Source organism: Aquipluma nitroreducens (assembly GCF_009689585.1).
In the GTDB taxonomy this organism is placed as follows: domain Bacteria; phylum Bacteroidota; class Bacteroidia; order Bacteroidales; family Prolixibacteraceae; genus Aquipluma; species Aquipluma nitroreducens.
Genome location: NZ_AP018694.1, coordinates 299534 through 314200 on the forward strand (window position 1 = coordinate 299534; position 14667 = coordinate 314200).

Annotated in this window: 15 protein-coding genes; 12 read left to right on the forward strand and 3 right to left on the reverse strand. The window is 41.6% G+C overall.

Translation table 11 applies throughout. From position 1 onward, the window contains the following. Positions 1 to 43: 43 nt before the first annotated feature. The 3 genes from mobC to mobA form a co-directional block, all read right to left on the reverse strand. Complete coding sequence (mobC, locus tag AQPE_RS01245) at positions 44 to 2050, reverse strand: conjugal transfer protein MobC (protein ID WP_449658193.1); 2007 nt, start codon at positions 2048 to 2050, stop codon at positions 44 to 46. A 298-nt stretch (positions 2051 to 2348) separates the two neighbouring features. Beyond that, on the reverse strand, positions 2349 to 3623 hold the full coding sequence (gene mobB, locus AQPE_RS01250; RefSeq protein ID WP_318349222.1) for a conjugal transfer protein MobB: 1275 nt from the start codon (positions 3621 to 3623) through the stop codon (positions 2349 to 2351). Continuing rightward, entirely contained in the window at positions 3608 to 4036 is a 429-nt protein-coding gene (gene mobA, locus AQPE_RS01255; protein ID WP_318349223.1) for a conjugal transfer protein MobA, read from the reverse strand. The genes mobB and mobA overlap by 16 nt, the downstream gene beginning before the upstream one ends. 698 nt (positions 4037 to 4734) lie before the next feature. On the opposite strand from mobA, the gene AQPE_RS01260 reads away from it, so the two are divergent. From AQPE_RS01260 to traN, 12 genes are all read left to right on the forward strand, one after another. Continuing rightward, positions 4735 to 5514: a ParA family protein gene (locus AQPE_RS01260; RefSeq protein ID WP_318349224.1), complete on the forward strand. Its 780-nt coding sequence runs from the start codon at positions 4735 to 4737 to the stop codon at positions 5512 to 5514. Next, entirely contained in the window at positions 5501 to 5893 is a 393-nt protein-coding gene (locus tag AQPE_RS01265) for a DUF3408 domain-containing protein (protein ID WP_318349225.1), read from the forward strand. Before AQPE_RS01260 ends, AQPE_RS01265 begins: the two co-directional genes overlap by 14 nt. Beyond that, on the forward strand, positions 5890 to 6519 hold the full coding sequence (locus AQPE_RS01270; RefSeq protein WP_318349226.1) for a hypothetical protein: 630 nt from the start codon (positions 5890 to 5892) through the stop codon (positions 6517 to 6519). Before AQPE_RS01265 ends, AQPE_RS01270 begins: the two co-directional genes overlap by 4 nt. 90 nt (positions 6520 to 6609) lie before the next feature. After that, entirely contained in the window at positions 6610 to 6909 is a 300-nt protein-coding gene (locus tag AQPE_RS01275; RefSeq protein ID WP_318349227.1) for a DUF4134 domain-containing protein, read from the forward strand. A gap of 11 nt (positions 6910 to 6920) precedes the next feature. Beyond that, entirely contained in the window at positions 6921 to 7250 is a 330-nt protein-coding gene (locus AQPE_RS01280; RefSeq protein WP_318349228.1) for a DUF4133 domain-containing protein, read from the forward strand. Then, positions 7247 to 9763: a TraG family conjugative transposon ATPase gene (locus AQPE_RS01285; RefSeq protein ID WP_318349229.1), complete on the forward strand. Its 2517-nt coding sequence runs from the start codon at positions 7247 to 7249 to the stop codon at positions 9761 to 9763. The genes AQPE_RS01280 and AQPE_RS01285 overlap by 4 nt, the downstream gene beginning before the upstream one ends. 10 nt (positions 9764 to 9773) lie before the next feature. Beyond that, positions 9774 to 10403, forward strand: coding sequence for a DUF4141 domain-containing protein (locus AQPE_RS01290; RefSeq protein WP_318349230.1), 630 nt, complete (start codon positions 9774 to 9776; stop codon positions 10401 to 10403). Between the two features lie 21 nt (positions 10404 to 10424). Then, positions 10425 to 11438, forward strand: a complete 1014-nt coding sequence (gene traJ, locus AQPE_RS01295; RefSeq protein ID WP_318349231.1) for a conjugative transposon protein TraJ — start codon at positions 10425 to 10427, stop codon at positions 11436 to 11438. Positions 11439 to 11450: 12 nt separating this feature from the next. Then, the gene (gene traK, locus AQPE_RS01300) at positions 11451 to 12074 is read left to right on the forward strand and encodes a conjugative transposon protein TraK (RefSeq protein WP_318349232.1); all 624 of its coding nucleotides are present in this window, start codon (positions 11451 to 11453) and stop codon (positions 12072 to 12074) included. 16 nt (positions 12075 to 12090) lie between these two features. Continuing rightward, the gene (locus AQPE_RS01305) at positions 12091 to 12381 is read left to right on the forward strand and encodes a TraL conjugative transposon family protein (RefSeq protein WP_318349233.1); all 291 of its coding nucleotides are present in this window, start codon (positions 12091 to 12093) and stop codon (positions 12379 to 12381) included. Continuing rightward, positions 12374 to 13705 carry a conjugative transposon protein TraM gene (gene traM / locus AQPE_RS01310; protein WP_318349234.1) on the forward strand — a complete coding sequence of 444 codons (1332 nt, stop codon included), beginning with the start codon at positions 12374 to 12376 and terminating at the stop codon, positions 13703 to 13705. Before AQPE_RS01305 ends, traM begins: the two co-directional genes overlap by 8 nt. 33 nt (positions 13706 to 13738) lie before the next feature. Beyond that, a complete protein-coding gene (traN, locus tag AQPE_RS01315; RefSeq protein ID WP_318349235.1) occupies positions 13739 to 14653 on the forward strand; it encodes a conjugative transposon protein TraN in 915 nt (304 codons plus the stop codon). The last annotated feature ends 14 nt before the right edge of the window (positions 14654 to 14667 follow it).

Below are 14667 nucleotides of genomic sequence, written 5' to 3' on the forward strand. Positions count from 1 at the left end.
GGTCTTATTTGCCCTTCGACAAGAGGAAACTGAAAAGAAAGTTCTATTTCCTTTTTACCAAATGCATTAATTTTTCATCCCTGCCAATCCGCTCCAATTCATCTTTCACAATATCAAGCACATCCTTTTTTACCTGTTGGTAATTCAAATCAATTTCAGATTGCATGATGTCGTTGCCTTTGTCATCTATAAAATTAACTATTTCAGGAATTAGTTTATACGATTTGGCTTCCGCAGAAACAGAAATGTTGTCCACAACGATTTCAGCATGGAAAATTTTCTGCTCGATATGTTCATTAAAATTGTCGGAAACAGCGCCAACAAATATTCCTTGAGTCAGGTTACTAATTTTGGATTGTGGAATAAGACTGTCCATTTGGGTACTGATAGATGTTGATTTCTCCCGTTGGTTAATGGTCATCGACTGGCGTTTCTGCAACACTTTTCCGAAGCGTTCCGACAATGTTTTGGCCGTTTCACCAACAACCTGGCCACTGAAGATATTTCCGACTGTATTCATTACCACTTTAGCTTCTTTATCGCCGTAGTCCCTTGTTAACTGCGAGAAATCCTGAAACCCCAGACAAACGGCTACCTTGTTGGAACGTGCCGTGGCAATCAGGTTGTCAAGTCCCCGAAAATAAATTGTCGGAAGTTCATCAATGATAACCGAACTTTTCAGTCTTCCTTTTTTGTTGATCAGCCTGACTATTCTCGAATTATACAATCCCAATGCAGCAGAATAGATATTCTGACGGTCAGGATTATTGCCAACGCAAAGGATTTTCGGTTCTTCCGGGTTATTAATGTCCAGCGTAAAATCATCGCCTGTCATCACCCAATAGAGTTGCGGTGAAATCATCCTTGAAAGCGGAATCTTTGCACTGGCAATCTGTCCCTGTAATTGATCCTGTGCTCCACCTTCCCAAGCATCCATAAAAGGGCTTAAATAATTTTCCAATTCAGAGTATGAAGTCAGAATTGGGAATATATCAGCGTACCTGCGGTTCAAAAACTCAATGGCATGTGGAAAGGTGCAGTATTTACCTTTTTTGTAGATTTTCAGGTACCAGATAATAGCTGCCAAAAGGATAATCGGTGATTCGACAAAAAAATCGCCCTGTTTCTGAATCCAGGTCCGGTTTAGGTTCAGCATGATGGTATAGGCCGACTCGTAGGCATCTGAAATGTCCGTCATAAACGTTGGGTTAATCGGGTTACAACGATGGCTTTTGCGTGGGTTGTCGAAGTTAATTACATAGAATTTCGGTGGAACTTTATACTTGTCGACGTTTTTTAGCAATGTATTGTAAGCAATGGTGCTCAAATCATCAAATTTAAAATCGTAGATATACATTGAAAACCCTTTGAATATATGTTGTTTGATGTAATTATTCACCACTGCATAGGACTTTCCGGAACCGGGTGTTCCAAGCACAATACTTGCCCGGAACGGGTTCACCACATTAATCCAGCCATTATTCCATTTCTTTTGATAGTAAAAACGAGTTGGCAAGTTGACGGAATATTCGTTTTCAATCAGCCTGATTTCCTGCATAAACGATTCGTTTTCAGTATTGAAAACATCGTCCATCAGGTTGTTTTTCAGAAGTCGAGACATCCATAGACCCCCAACCAGCAAAGAAATATAGCCGATTGTCATCGTGGCAACGTACAATGCAGTATTGAACACCAGTGGAAATGGCAAATGCAGTAACCACCAGTTCAAAAAGAAAAAGATAAACCCGAAAAACAAACATGCCCAAATTTTTACCCAGATTATCTTTTCTTCTTTTACGCCTTTGGTTCCCAAACAGGATAAAGCAAGAAACACTATGGCAAAAATCTTAGTCCAGACAATGGAGGAAAACAATCCGGTTGTCCGCTGAAAATTCAACAAGATTCTATCCACTACTCCGATATAAATATTCCATTCCTTGATGGACTGGTAGCAGAACCAGTAAATGTTGATCAGCACAAATAATATACTGATAGCCCGCATAAACTCCATGACCCTAGCCAATCCCCTTAAATCATCTTCCTGTTGCATAATGACTGTTTTTTAATCGGTTAATATGCGAACGTAGAGGGTAATTTGTCAGATTGTGCAGTTAACACAAGAGATGGCTGCTTGTGTCACAAAATTGGCAGTTAGTGACCAGAGAATATTTTGGAAAGCCATTTTAACTTATCTTGATAAAAGTGTTACTTAAATACACTTTTATCAAGAAAAAAATGTATTGTCAGCTTATGAATCACCTGGTTTATTTTTGAAGGCTTATATGTATTTAGAGTACAGACAGACTCAGAAATATAAACCGACAAAAACATATCTAGCTATATATCAATTATAACTGTCTTCCAAACCTCCGTTTTTTCTTCTTCCGTCTTCGGCCTATCGGATGGTTATCACCAGTATGACCGTCGGACTCCGGTAAAAAGATTGAAAACAAACTACCTGCTGATTCAATCCTATCTTCAATCCAGCCACGAGATGAAGGACTATTTTCTGACTTTGCTGTTTGGTGTTCTTTGTCTGGAAGCGTATTTAAATCCGCTTTGTAATTCTTACTTGTTGCTAGATCGCCTCCAAAACGTTCGTTAAATACATTGGCAGAAAACTCTTTCCCCAGTCGCGAACCATTAAACACCACTTTTTGCTCATGGTCGATAAATGTTACCCCATAGATGCGCCCGTTTTCATTCTCCCGGAACAAAACACTGATTCCGTTTTTTGTCAGTTCTTTTTCAAAGCTGATCCGGTCGGGATGTGATTTTAGTGCAGAAGTAATAAATCTTTTACTGCGCTCTTTCAGTCCTTTCTGTTTGATGATCTCAACCGATTTCTCAATTCGTTTTTCAAGTGACTCGATACCGACAGACTTTCCGAAAAGAGAAGATTTGAAGGGATTTCCAACTTTTTCGCCATGGTCATTCAACGCAGAATAAACCAATCCCCGGTATGGCTTTCCTTTTATCTCGCCACGTACTTCCTCTACATGAACATTATAAAAAGAAAGCAGGGCTTTGAATTCTTTCAAACTCAGGAAGTGATACTCCTGAGCAACAGGCCGGATAACATTGGCAACCTGGTGTTTTATATCACCTTTCTCATAGTCAACCGCTTTCAGTGCAGCGCTTTCCTGTCGTTGTTTTTGGTCTGCCGGAACAAGTCCATATTTTTGCTCCAACTCTCGGCAAGCAGTCATCGAACGCCGGTGCTCGAAGCTGTCTTTGATGCTTTTCCCTGTTTCATCCACACGCAAGGATACAACATGGATATGTTTGCGGTCAATGTCTTCATGTTTGTACACGATAAAAGGCTGGTCACCGTATCCCATTTTCTGCATGTATTCCTGCGCAATGGAGGATAACTGATCATCAGTCAAAATATCTTTAGGATCGGGATTAATGGAAATATGCAGTATCGGCTTTTCTGTCTTGATGTTTGCCAGCAAATACGCTTCAAATGAGCGCATACAGATACTCAAATCATAGGTTCCGTCCTGCGGTTCAATCATACGGTTGGTAAAAAGTACCGAAGCCTTTTGGTCATCCACTTTAATCTGATTATATGCCAGTACCCCGTAAAGCGAACTACCAGAACTTATTTTTGTAACCATCGCTGTTCAAATTCATGGGTTAGCTGGATGATTTGTTTGTTGATTTCCACCAATTCCAGTGTAGCTTTTTCCAGTTTATATAGAAAAGCCAGGGCTTTTTTGTCCGTAAAAGCGGTCTTAATCGCTTTTGTAACCTGATTATAATTGGTCCCGATGCTGCGGAACTGCGAATGAAAAGTGGTTAACCGCATGTAATAATCCATCGCTGCTTTGTCGATTTTGACCACTTTCAAACGCTCATTGAAAACACAGGCCGAGATAAAATGCGATTTATTTTTCAGTCCCGACGCATCAAACAGGGACAGGAACCGGGCATTATCTGTATCGTTCAGATTGAACGAATACCTGTTCCGGCAGGGATCAGTCTTGGGTTTACGCCCTCCGGCTCTTGGATTTCTTTTTTCTACTGTCATAACGTCTCTTGTTTTATTGGAACATGTGATGCTGCAAGCCAATTGTTAATCGGAAATGGTTTAAAAAACGCTGACTTCGGAAGCGTTTTTCCCCGGCAAGGGGCAAGTTGTTTTCAGGCACTGAAAACGTTTTGAGGTCCTCAAAACACAACTTGCTATTTGCCCGAAGCAAATAAATCCTCCCTTAACAGTCGGATTCTGCCGCATTGCCATTGACTTTCGGCAATATGAGCATTGACTTTCTAATCATGGGGTAAAGTTACGGGGTGTTTGAAACATCCTTCCAATCAGATAGGTAGTCAACCGGTTCCAAATCGCTGCCAACTAAAGCCATTGATATCCGACCTGAATTTTACTGCTGTTTTTCCCTGTTTCTTGCGCGAAAATCGAATTTGTGAATAATTGATGCTGCATATAAACACATCGGTAGTTCATCAGAAAAGTGAATTGATAAAGAAACAAATCGGTAATAAAACAAATATTCAGAGATACATTGAAAGGGTTATTCAGGGAAGCAACGACTTACCAAACTAATGATGTACTGACTTACTGTCGTATTGTTGTACATCAGTACTGTCGTATGGAACTGTTGGCTCAAACCAGCAAATCACCGATTAAGAAAACCGTTGAATCATCAATAAAACAAGGGATTACAGATATAAATCACTCAATATCTATTTAAGTAAAAACGCAACAAAATGAAAAAAGAAACTTTATTTATTGCTTTCTCAACGCAAAAAGGCGGAATGGGAAAAACTGCACTGACCGTATTAATGGCTAGCCAGCTACACTACACCAAAGGATACCACATTGGGATAGTCGATTGCGATTATCCCCAGCACAGTATCGGGGAAATGCGCAAACGCGACACCGATTTGGTAATGAAAGATGAGTATTTCAAGCTTCAGGCTTACCGGCAATTCTCAACCTTGGGAATCAAAGCCTACCCAATCAAAGAATGTACTGCTGATAAAGCCATTGACATGGCCGAAGAGCTGATGCAGACCTCAGATAAAGACTTCGACATCATCTTTTTTGATTTGCCCGGAACCTTAAACAGTCCAGGTGTAATCCTGACATTGGCTTCAATGGATTATGTCTTTACCCCGGTCAGTGCTGACAGGGTTGTACTGGAAAGCACCCTGCAATATGCCACCATGCTCAACGATAACCTGATTGTCCCCCAAAAAGGAAATCTCAAAGGGCTGTACCTATTCTGGAATATGGTTGACGGACGAGAGAAAACCCCACTATACAAAGCTTATGAAAAAGTAATTGCCGAATTGCGCCTGAATATGCTGAAAACCATTCTGCCGGACAGTAAACGTTTCCGCAGGGAAGTTTCTGACCAGCGTAAGTCGGTATTTCGTTCCACTCTGCTACCGGCAGACAAAACCCTACTCAAAGGCAGCAACATTGAAGAACTAGCCAATGAGATATGTCAAACGATAAAACTGGAAAACCATGGCAACCAATAAAAATAAAGTTGAAGGCATCGACGAATTGTTGCTGCTTTCATCCATCAAAGAAAAAGATGTTGCCCAAATCCAGCCCGTTGAGCAATCCATTCAGGAAAATGAACCGGGAAAAACAAAGGAGCAAAAGGATTCGAAAAGAAAACGAACAGCAGTTGGTTACAGTGCAACGTTCCTTCAAAAGAATGAGATCAAAACAAGGCAATGCGTGTATATCAGCCAACGCATACATGCTACCATCTCCGAGATTGTCAGGGTAATAGCTGATAAAGATGTATCCGTTGGAGGTTACATTGACAATGTACTGCTGCAACACCTGGAAGCCCACAAAGAAGAAATCAACGAACTGTACAAAAAAGACAGAAGGGATCTGATAGAATGAAAACCATCCTCGTTTTGGTAATGCTTCTCGCGCTTTACCTGCTTTACCGGATTGCTTTTCCAAAACCAATAAAAAAGCAAAAACCAACCTCGGTTTTATTCCGGTCCAAGGTCGATGAAAAAGAGATTATCGGTCAAAGCCGTGTTGTCCTGAGTTTTCAGCGACAAGCTGTGCCTATTGCTGCCAAAACCTGTGAGACAGTTAGTCCGCATCAAAATGCAGATAGTTTTGCTCAAGAAACTGATCCCGGGCTGATGGATATTTCAGTTCCGCTTCAACATGAAGAAGAAAACGAAGAAGCTGAAATTGACCCGGAAGAAGAAGCTGAAGAACTTAGGCAACTGATGGGTAACGAACCGGATTTGGCCAGCGGTTTTACATTCGAAGAACTGGAGCAAACGGTTAATGAAGTGAATCTTCCGTCGGGAAATGACAGGCAAGTTGCGAAGGTAATTTACCGGCTTCAGGATACGGATTGCATAAGCCAGTTGGCAGCGATCAGCCCCGAAAAGGCGGAGCGGATCAAAAGCCTGATCAGCCTTCATGTAAATGAAGTTGAAAGCAAAACCGGAAAGACTGGAAATGAAAAGCCGGGCCAACCGGACATCACTGGATTTTTAAGTTGAATAGTTCAAATAGTATTAACCTGCCCTGATCATTTTATAGGGAAAAAAATCAAACCGAAAAAAGTGATCACGGCCAAATTCAAAAAAACGATGATTAAAAAGAGATTCTTTCTTTCGATGGCAATTGCCATGACAGCTTATGGCGTTTATGCCCAGGGTGACGGATCTGCAGGGATTGTAGAAGCTACCAGTATGGTAACCTCGTATTTTGATCCTGCAACCAAATTGATTTATGCCATTGGCGCCGTTATTGGGCTTATTGGTGGTGTGAAAGTGTATTCGAAGTTTAGTTCCGGAGACCCGGATACCGGGAAGACGGCAGCTTCCTGGTTCGGGGCTTGTATTTTCCTGATTGTGGCTGCTACGATCCTGCGTTCATTCTTCCTGTAAAATTGCCAGTCATGTCAGAATATCCGGTTAACAAGGGTATCGGGAAATCTGCCGAGTTCAAAGGATTGAAATCTCAATACCTGTTCATTTTTGCAGGTGGTTTACTTTCTGTTTTTGTTGTTTTTGTGGTGATGTATATGGCGGGTATCGGCCAATGGATTTGCATCGGCTTTGGCATTTGTGCTGCATCCACTGTGGTGTGGATGACTTTTTCACTGAATGCCAAATACGGCGAATACGGCCTGATGAAAGTACAGGCCCGCCGTAATCACCCCAAATATATTATTAGCAGAAAGGCGATCTGCCGTTTGTTTACACGATCTAAATCCATAACAGTATGAGGAACATTCTTAAAAGCGCAACCCTGGAAAGTAAGTTCCCGTTGCTGTCGGTTGAACACGATTGTATCATTAGTAAGGATGCAGAAATTACAGTTGGGTTTAAAGTCATTTTGCCGGAACTGTTTACAGTTACTTCTACTGAATATGAAGCTATTCATTCGACATGGCTAAAGGCAATTAAGGTTTTACCTGACTTTTCCATCGTCAATAAACAGGATTGGTTTATCCAGGAAAACTACGAGCCTGATGTACAAAAAGATGAGTTAAGCTTTTTGTCAAGATCATTTGAACGTCATTTTAATGAACGTCCATTCCTGAACCATACCTGTTACCTGTTCCTGACCAAAACGACCAAAGAACATAGCCGGAAGCAAAGTAATTTTTCCACCCTGTGTCGTGGTTTTATCGTGCCAAAAGAAATTCAGGATAAGGAAACTGCCGTAAAATTTGTGGAAGCAGTTAGCCAGTTTGAACGGATTGTAAACGACAGCGGCTTTGTAAAACTGGCTCGCCTGACAACGGATGAAATCGTTGGAACAAATGAACATGCCGGTATCATCGAAAAGTACTTTGCCCTTTCACAGGAAGATGTCACCTGTTTACAGGATATGGCCATATCACCTGCGGAAATGAGGATTGGGGACAAGCTGCTCTGCTTGCATACACTCTCTGATCTGGACGATTTGCCTTCCAAGTTCCAAACCGATGGGCGTTACGAAAAGCTATCCACAGATCGGAGTGATTGCCGTTTATCGTTTGCATCACCTGTTGGTGTTTTGCTTTCCTGTAACCACATTTACAACCAGTATATTTTCATTGATGACCATACGGAGAACCTGAAACGGTTTGAAAAGCAGGCCCGCAATATGCACTCGCTTTCGAGGTATAGCCGCGCCAACCAGATCAACAAACAATGGATCGAACAGTACTTGAATGCGGCCCATTCGTTTGGACTGACTTCTGTACGGTGCCATTGCAATGTGATCGCATGGTCAGAAGATCATGAACAACTTAAGCGGATCAAAAACGATGTTGGTAGCCAATTGGCTTTGATGGAATGTAAGCCACGACACAATACGATTGATACGCCCACCCTTTACTGGGCAGGAATTCCCGGCAATGCAGGAGATTTTCCGTCAGAAGAAAGTTTCTATACATTTATTGAGCAAGCCTTATGCCTGTTTACAGAAGAAACCAATTACCGGTCCTCCCTTAGTCCTTTTGGAATCAAAATGGTAGACCGCCTGACAGGAAAACCTTTGCATGTGGATATTTCCGACCTGCCGATGAAAAAAGGAATTACCACAAACCGCAACAAGTTTGTACTTGGACCCAGTGGCAGTGGCAAGTCCTTCTTTATGAACCACATGGTTAGACAATATTATGAGCAGGGAACACACGTATTGTTGGTAGATACCGGAAACTCTTATCAGGGACTTTGTACCCTGATTAACAGAAAAACCAAGGGCGAAGATGGCATCTATTTTACTTATACCGAAGACAATCCCATCTCGTTCAACCCTTTTTATACGGATGACTACCAGTTTGATGTCGAAAAAAAGGACAGCATCAAAACGTTGCTTTTGACACTCTGGAAAAGCGAAGATGACAAAACCTCAAAGACTGAAAGTGGTGAGCTGGGTAGCGCAGTAAATGCATATATCAAGAAGATAAAGGCAGACAAAAGCGTAACACCATGTTTTAATACCTTTTATGAGTTTATGCGGGATGATTACCGACAGGAATTGAACCGGAGAGAAATCAAGGTAAAGAAGATGGATTTCAATATAGACAATTTACTGACTACGCTCAGTCAGTATTACAGAGGCGGACGCTATGATTTTCTGCTGAACTCCGACAAGGATATAGACCTGCTATCCAAGCGGTTTATTGTATTCGAAATTGACTCGATCAAAGAAAACAAGGAGCTTTTTCCGGTTGTGACCATCATCATCATGGAGGCATTCATCAACAAGATGCGCCGCTTAAAAGGTGTCCGAAAACAGCTTATAATTGAAGAAGCGTGGAAGGCCATTGCTTCGGCAAACATGGCTGAATACCTGAAATATATGTATAAAACAGTGCGTAAATATTATGGAGAAGCTATCGTAGTTACGCAAGAAGTTGATGACATTATTTCCAGTCCTGTGGTTAAGGAAAGTATCATCAACAATTCCGATTGCAAAATCCTGCTTGATCAGCGCAAATACATGAACAAGTTCGACAGCATCCAGAATTTGCTGGGGTTGACCGAAAAGGAAAAGGCTCAAATCCTCTCTATCAATATGGACAACCACCCCTCGCGCCGGTATAAAGAAGTTTGGATCGGATTGGGAGGAGTTCAATCGGCTGTTTACGCTACTGAAGTTTCGCTGGAGGAGTATTACACCTACACCACCGAAGAAACCGAAAAACTGGAACTGAATAACCTTGCTGAAAAGCTGGACGGGAATATGGAACTGGCCATCAAACAACTGGCTGAATCAAAAAGAAATCAGATTTATGAAACTTAAAATCAACAAAATGAGAACAAAAATTATATGGATGACGGTTCTGATTGCTTTATGCGGTTTGCCGTCAAAAGCCCAATGGATTGTCACCGATCCAACCAACCTGGTGCAAAGTATTGTCAATACAGCCAACGAGGTCATTCAAACATCTTCGACGGCCTCCAATATGCTGAACAATTTCAAGGAAGTTCAGAAAGTCTATACCCAGGGGAAAGAATACTACGACAAATTAAAAGCAGTAAATAACTTGGTAAAAGATGCAAAAAAAGTTCAGAACACCATTTTATTGGTTGGTGAGATTTCCGACATCTACGTTACTAATTTTCAGAAGATGCTGGCCGATCCTCACTTCCGGATTGAAGAACTGACTGCGATTGCCTTCGGATATACCAAACTTTTGCAAGAATCTGCCGATATGCTTTTGGAACTCAAAGATGTGGTCAACGTCAACGGGCTTTCGATGACTGACAGTGAACGGATGGACATTGTTGCCAAAGTGTATGACCGGTTAAAAAAGCATCGGGATATGGTTGCTTACTATACCCGAAAGAACATTTCGGTTGCCTATCTGAGAGCTAAGAAAGTCGGTGACAGCGACCGGATTATGGCTTTATACGGAAATGCTGATGAGCGTTATTGGTAATAATCTCAAAGATGAATTAGCATGATACTCCTTGCTGTTGATTTTGACAACCTCCATCAGATCCTTCGCAGTCTCTACACCGAAATGATGCCGTTATGCAGCAACATGACCGGTATAGCCAAAGGCATTGCCGGGCTTGGCGCCCTGTTTTATGTGGCTTCACGTGTATGGCAAGCTTTATCCCGTGCTGAACCCATTGATGTGTACCCGATGTTGCGGCCTTTTGCCATCGGACTTTGCATCCTGCTTTTTCCAACGTTTGTTTTGGGGACAATTAATGCAGTGTTGTCGCCAGTGGTAAAAGGAACGCACCAGATGCTGGAATCACAGACGTTCGACATGAACCAATACCGGCAGCAAAAGGATCAACTCGAATATGAAGCCATGATGCGAAACCCGGAAACTGCTTACTTAGTTTCGAACCAGGAGTTTGACCGTCAGTTGGAAGAATTGGGTTGGTCTCCGAGTGATTTGACCACCATGACCGGAATGTATGTGGAACGGAGTATGTATGATCTGAAAAAGTCTATTCGTGACTGGTTTCGTGAACTGTTGGAATTACTTTTTCAGGCAGCGGCTCTGGTAATTGACACCTTACGGACATTCTTTTTGATCGTTTTGTCTATCCTGGGGCCTATTGCTTTTGCCATTTCGGTATATGACGGGTTCCAGTCAACCATGACACAGTGGATCACACGCTATATCAGCGTGTATCTGTGGCTGCCGGTGTCGGATGTTTTTAGTTCGATACTGGCTAAGATACAGGTTTTGATGCTCCAAAATGACATTACAGAACTTCATAACAACCCTGATTATTCAATTGATGCTTCCAACTCAGTGTATATCATTTTCATGATTATTGGGATCATCGGATACTTTACCATACCAACTGTTGCCAACTGGATTATTCAGGCCGGGGGAATGGGTAGCTTCGGACGTAATGTCAACTCAACCGCTAGCAAAGGTAGCTCAGTTGTCAGCGGTGCTGCAGGTGCAGCAACCGGAAACATTACTGGCAGATTAATGGGAAAATAAAAATATCGAAAAATGGAATTTAAATCATTAAAAAATATCGAATCTTCATTCCGACAGATACGGTTCTTCGCTATGGTATTTGTCATCCTTTGTGCGATAATTGTATGTTATGCACTCTGGTATTCGTATAGTTTTGCTGAAGCGCAGCGGCAGAAAATCTATGTGTTGGACGGTGGCAAATCTTTGCTGCTTGCCCTTTCCCAGGATTTATCCCAAAACCGTCCGGTAGAAGCGCGTGACCATGTAAAGCGGTTCCATGAACTGTTTTTTACCCTATCTCCAGACAAGGATGCCATCGAGAGCAATATCCAGCGGGCATTGTTCCTGGTAGATAAAAGTGCTTTTGCCTATTACAAAGACCTGACAGAAAAAGGGTATTACAACCGGATCATCTCAGGGAATATCAACCAGACCATTGCAGTGGACAGCGTGGTATGCAACTTCGATCATTATCCTTACCAAGTGGCTGCTTACGCCCGGCAAATGATCATACGGGAGAGTAATATCACTGAACGAAGCCTGGTCTCCCGGTGCATCCTTATTAATTCAGTTCGCTCAGATAACAACCCGCACGGGTTTATCATGGAAAACTTTGAGGTTGTCGAAAACCGGGACCTTCGGATTACTGACCGTTAATTCCAAAACCGAATCCATGAAAAAGTTTAAACAACTTGCCAGCGGCCTGATAGAACAGGTTCGTTTCCGTTTGCAGAAAGGGTGCAACAATCTCTCACCTCAAAAACGAATGATCACGATTTTGTGTTTGTGTTCCACTTTTGGAATTGTCTCATTTTACATGACAGCCAGCTCTTTTTACACCATTTGGAGGAATGATCAGCAGACAAACAAAATCCATCAGGTAATTAAAGAATCCGGCTCACACCACTTAGAAGTTACTACTGACAGCATTATAAAACCATCAAAACATTTGGAATATGAATGAAAATCAAATTACCGAAGAGAAACAGGCACTTTCTTCAGCGCAGAAACAAACGATGAAAAAGTATGCCGTCTTTGCTTTAATGTTTGTTGTATTTACTGCATGTATATGGCTGATTTTTGCACCATCAGCAGATAAGAAAACAAAAACTGAAGCAAGTCAGGGTTTGAACACCAATCTTCCGGCACCCAAAGCGCAAACTATTATTGGCGACAAGAAAGCCGCTTATGAGGATGAACAGTTGAAAGAAAAGCGAACCGAAAAAATGCGCTCTTTACAGGATTTTGCAACTATCCTGGGAAAAGAAAAGGGTAATCAGGAAAGTGTTTTGTCGCTGACAGACAATAAGCAAAAGACGTTTCAGAAAACAACGTCAAATCACATTACTCCAAAAACCGGTTCCAGAACCGAATCTTCCATTCAAAAATCAGTAACTGCATATCGAGACATCAACCGGACTTTGGGATCGTTTTACGAAAGCCCCAAAGAAGACCCGGAAAAAGAACGATTGGCTAAAGAACTGGAAGAACTCAAAGTAAAGCTGGCTGAAAAAGAAAACAGAAAAAGCAATGTGGATGAACAAATGGCGGTTATGGAAAAATCCTACCAGATGGCAGCTAAATATATTCCGCAGATGCAAGGCCAAACGTCGCTTCAATCAACAGTCGAACAGCCTTCAAAAGCGACAACTAAACCCAATATTATGCCGGTTAGCCAGGTTAGTGAGCGCATTGTTTCAAGTCTTCAGCAGGATGCTGGAATTAGCCAAGTTCATGCCGAATCAAAAGTGCCTATTCAGGAAACTAATAACGGATTTTATACTGTTTCGGATGAAAAGCTCAAATCGGATTTAAAGAATACGATTGCGGCATGTGTCCACAACGATCAGACTATTGTTGACGGGCAAAGTGTACGTCTGCGGCTAACAGAACAATTACAGGTCGGGAATTCCATTGTTCCTTCAAATGCCATTATCTCAGGTACTGCCCGGATTCAAGGAGAACGGATGGGTATTACTGTTAATTCATTGGAATATGATGGGCTGATTTTGCCTGTTGAACTGACTGTTTATGATACCGATGGGCAGCGAGGAATTTATATTCCGAATACAGGCACAGTTAATGCAGCCAAAGAAATCGTTGCCAATATGGGAACAAGCGCCGGAACAAGCATCAGCCTGACAAGCAATGCCAGCCAGCAACTGATTGCCGATCTTGGCCGAAGCGCCATCCAGGGAACTTCTCAATATATGGCCAAAAAGCTACGCGAGGTAAAAGTCAATTTAAAAGCCGGGTACAAAGTACTCCTGTTGCCCGGGAATAAATAAACATTCATCCACAAATCCATAAATTCAAATAATATGAAACAATTATTGCTGATAGCCGCTTTTGTGGCAGCTTCAACTTCGATAAAGGCACAAAACAATTTGTCCTCTGAAAATCAAAACAATGTGATCTCAAAAGAAATCTCCAATGACAGGATTATCCCACCTTACAATCTGGAAGTGACATTTGATAAAACAGTTCACGTTATATTTCCGACTGCAGTAAAGTATATTGATTTAGGATCAGCTAACCTAATTGCCGGAAAAGCTGAAGCTGCCGAGAATGTGGTTCGGATTAAAGCAGCAGTTAATGGTTTTGAAAATGAAACCAATTTTTCGGTTATCACCGATGAAGGCAGTTTCTACTCGTTCAATGTGAAATATGCCAATGAACCGCAAAAGCTCAATATCGAAATGAAAGACTTTATCCATGATGGGTCAACCGTTAACCGACCCAATAACTCGATGGACATTTACCTCTCGGAACTTGCCAATGAATCTCCAAAAGTAGTTAACCTGGCAATGAAATCCATCTATAAAAAGAACAAAAAAGAGATCAAAAACATTGAAAGTAAACGGTTTGGTATTCAATTCCTTTTGAAGGGAATTTTTATCCATAATGATATGTTATACTTTCATACAGAGATCAAAAACTTATCTAATGTTTCGTTTGATGTGAATTTTATCCGGTGGAAAATTGTCGATAAAAAGGTTGCCAAACGAACAGCCATCCAGGAAACGGTAATCGAACCTGTCCGGGCTTCCCATTTTGTAACTAAAATACAGGGTAGGTCTTCGGAACGGACTGTTTTTGTAATGAACAAGTTTACAATTCCGGATGACAAAAAGTTGGTTGTGGAGCTTTTTGAAAAGAACGGTGGACGGCATCAGCAGTTTGTTATTGGAAACGACGATATTATCCAAGCTGATGTAATTGCTAAAGTAAAATGATTGCCTCTTTAGCA

What these genes read in the sequence shown, in the direction of transcription:
- mobC (WP_449658193.1), bottom strand. Translation starts at nt 2,050, where the DNA reads ATGCAACAGGAAGATGATTTAAGGGGATTGGCTAGGGTCATGGAGTTT.
- mobB (WP_318349222.1), bottom strand. Translation starts at nt 3,623, where the DNA reads ATGGTTACAAAAATAAGTTCTGGTAGTTCGCTTTACGGGGTACTGGCA.
- mobA (WP_318349223.1), bottom strand. Translation starts at nt 4,036, where the DNA reads ATGACAGTAGAAAAAAGAAATCCAAGAGCCGGAGGGCGTAAACCCAAG.
- AQPE_RS01260 (WP_318349224.1), top strand. Translation starts at nt 4,735, where the DNA reads ATGAAAAAAGAAACTTTATTTATTGCTTTCTCAACGCAAAAAGGCGGA.
- AQPE_RS01265 (WP_318349225.1), top strand. Translation starts at nt 5,501, where the DNA reads ATGGCAACCAATAAAAATAAAGTTGAAGGCATCGACGAATTGTTGCTG.
- AQPE_RS01270 (WP_318349226.1), top strand. Translation starts at nt 5,890, where the DNA reads ATGAAAACCATCCTCGTTTTGGTAATGCTTCTCGCGCTTTACCTGCTT.
- AQPE_RS01275 (WP_318349227.1), top strand. Translation starts at nt 6,610, where the DNA reads ATGATTAAAAAGAGATTCTTTCTTTCGATGGCAATTGCCATGACAGCT.
- AQPE_RS01280 (WP_318349228.1), top strand. Translation starts at nt 6,921, where the DNA reads ATGTCAGAATATCCGGTTAACAAGGGTATCGGGAAATCTGCCGAGTTC.
- AQPE_RS01285 (WP_318349229.1), top strand. Translation starts at nt 7,247, where the DNA reads ATGAGGAACATTCTTAAAAGCGCAACCCTGGAAAGTAAGTTCCCGTTG.
- AQPE_RS01290 (WP_318349230.1), top strand. Translation starts at nt 9,774, where the DNA reads ATGAGAACAAAAATTATATGGATGACGGTTCTGATTGCTTTATGCGGT.
- traJ (WP_318349231.1), top strand. Translation starts at nt 10,425, where the DNA reads ATGATACTCCTTGCTGTTGATTTTGACAACCTCCATCAGATCCTTCGC.
- traK (WP_318349232.1), top strand. Translation starts at nt 11,451, where the DNA reads ATGGAATTTAAATCATTAAAAAATATCGAATCTTCATTCCGACAGATA.
- AQPE_RS01305 (WP_318349233.1), top strand. Translation starts at nt 12,091, where the DNA reads ATGAAAAAGTTTAAACAACTTGCCAGCGGCCTGATAGAACAGGTTCGT.
- traM (WP_318349234.1), top strand. Translation starts at nt 12,374, where the DNA reads ATGAATGAAAATCAAATTACCGAAGAGAAACAGGCACTTTCTTCAGCG.
- traN (WP_318349235.1), top strand. Translation starts at nt 13,739, where the DNA reads ATGAAACAATTATTGCTGATAGCCGCTTTTGTGGCAGCTTCAACTTCG.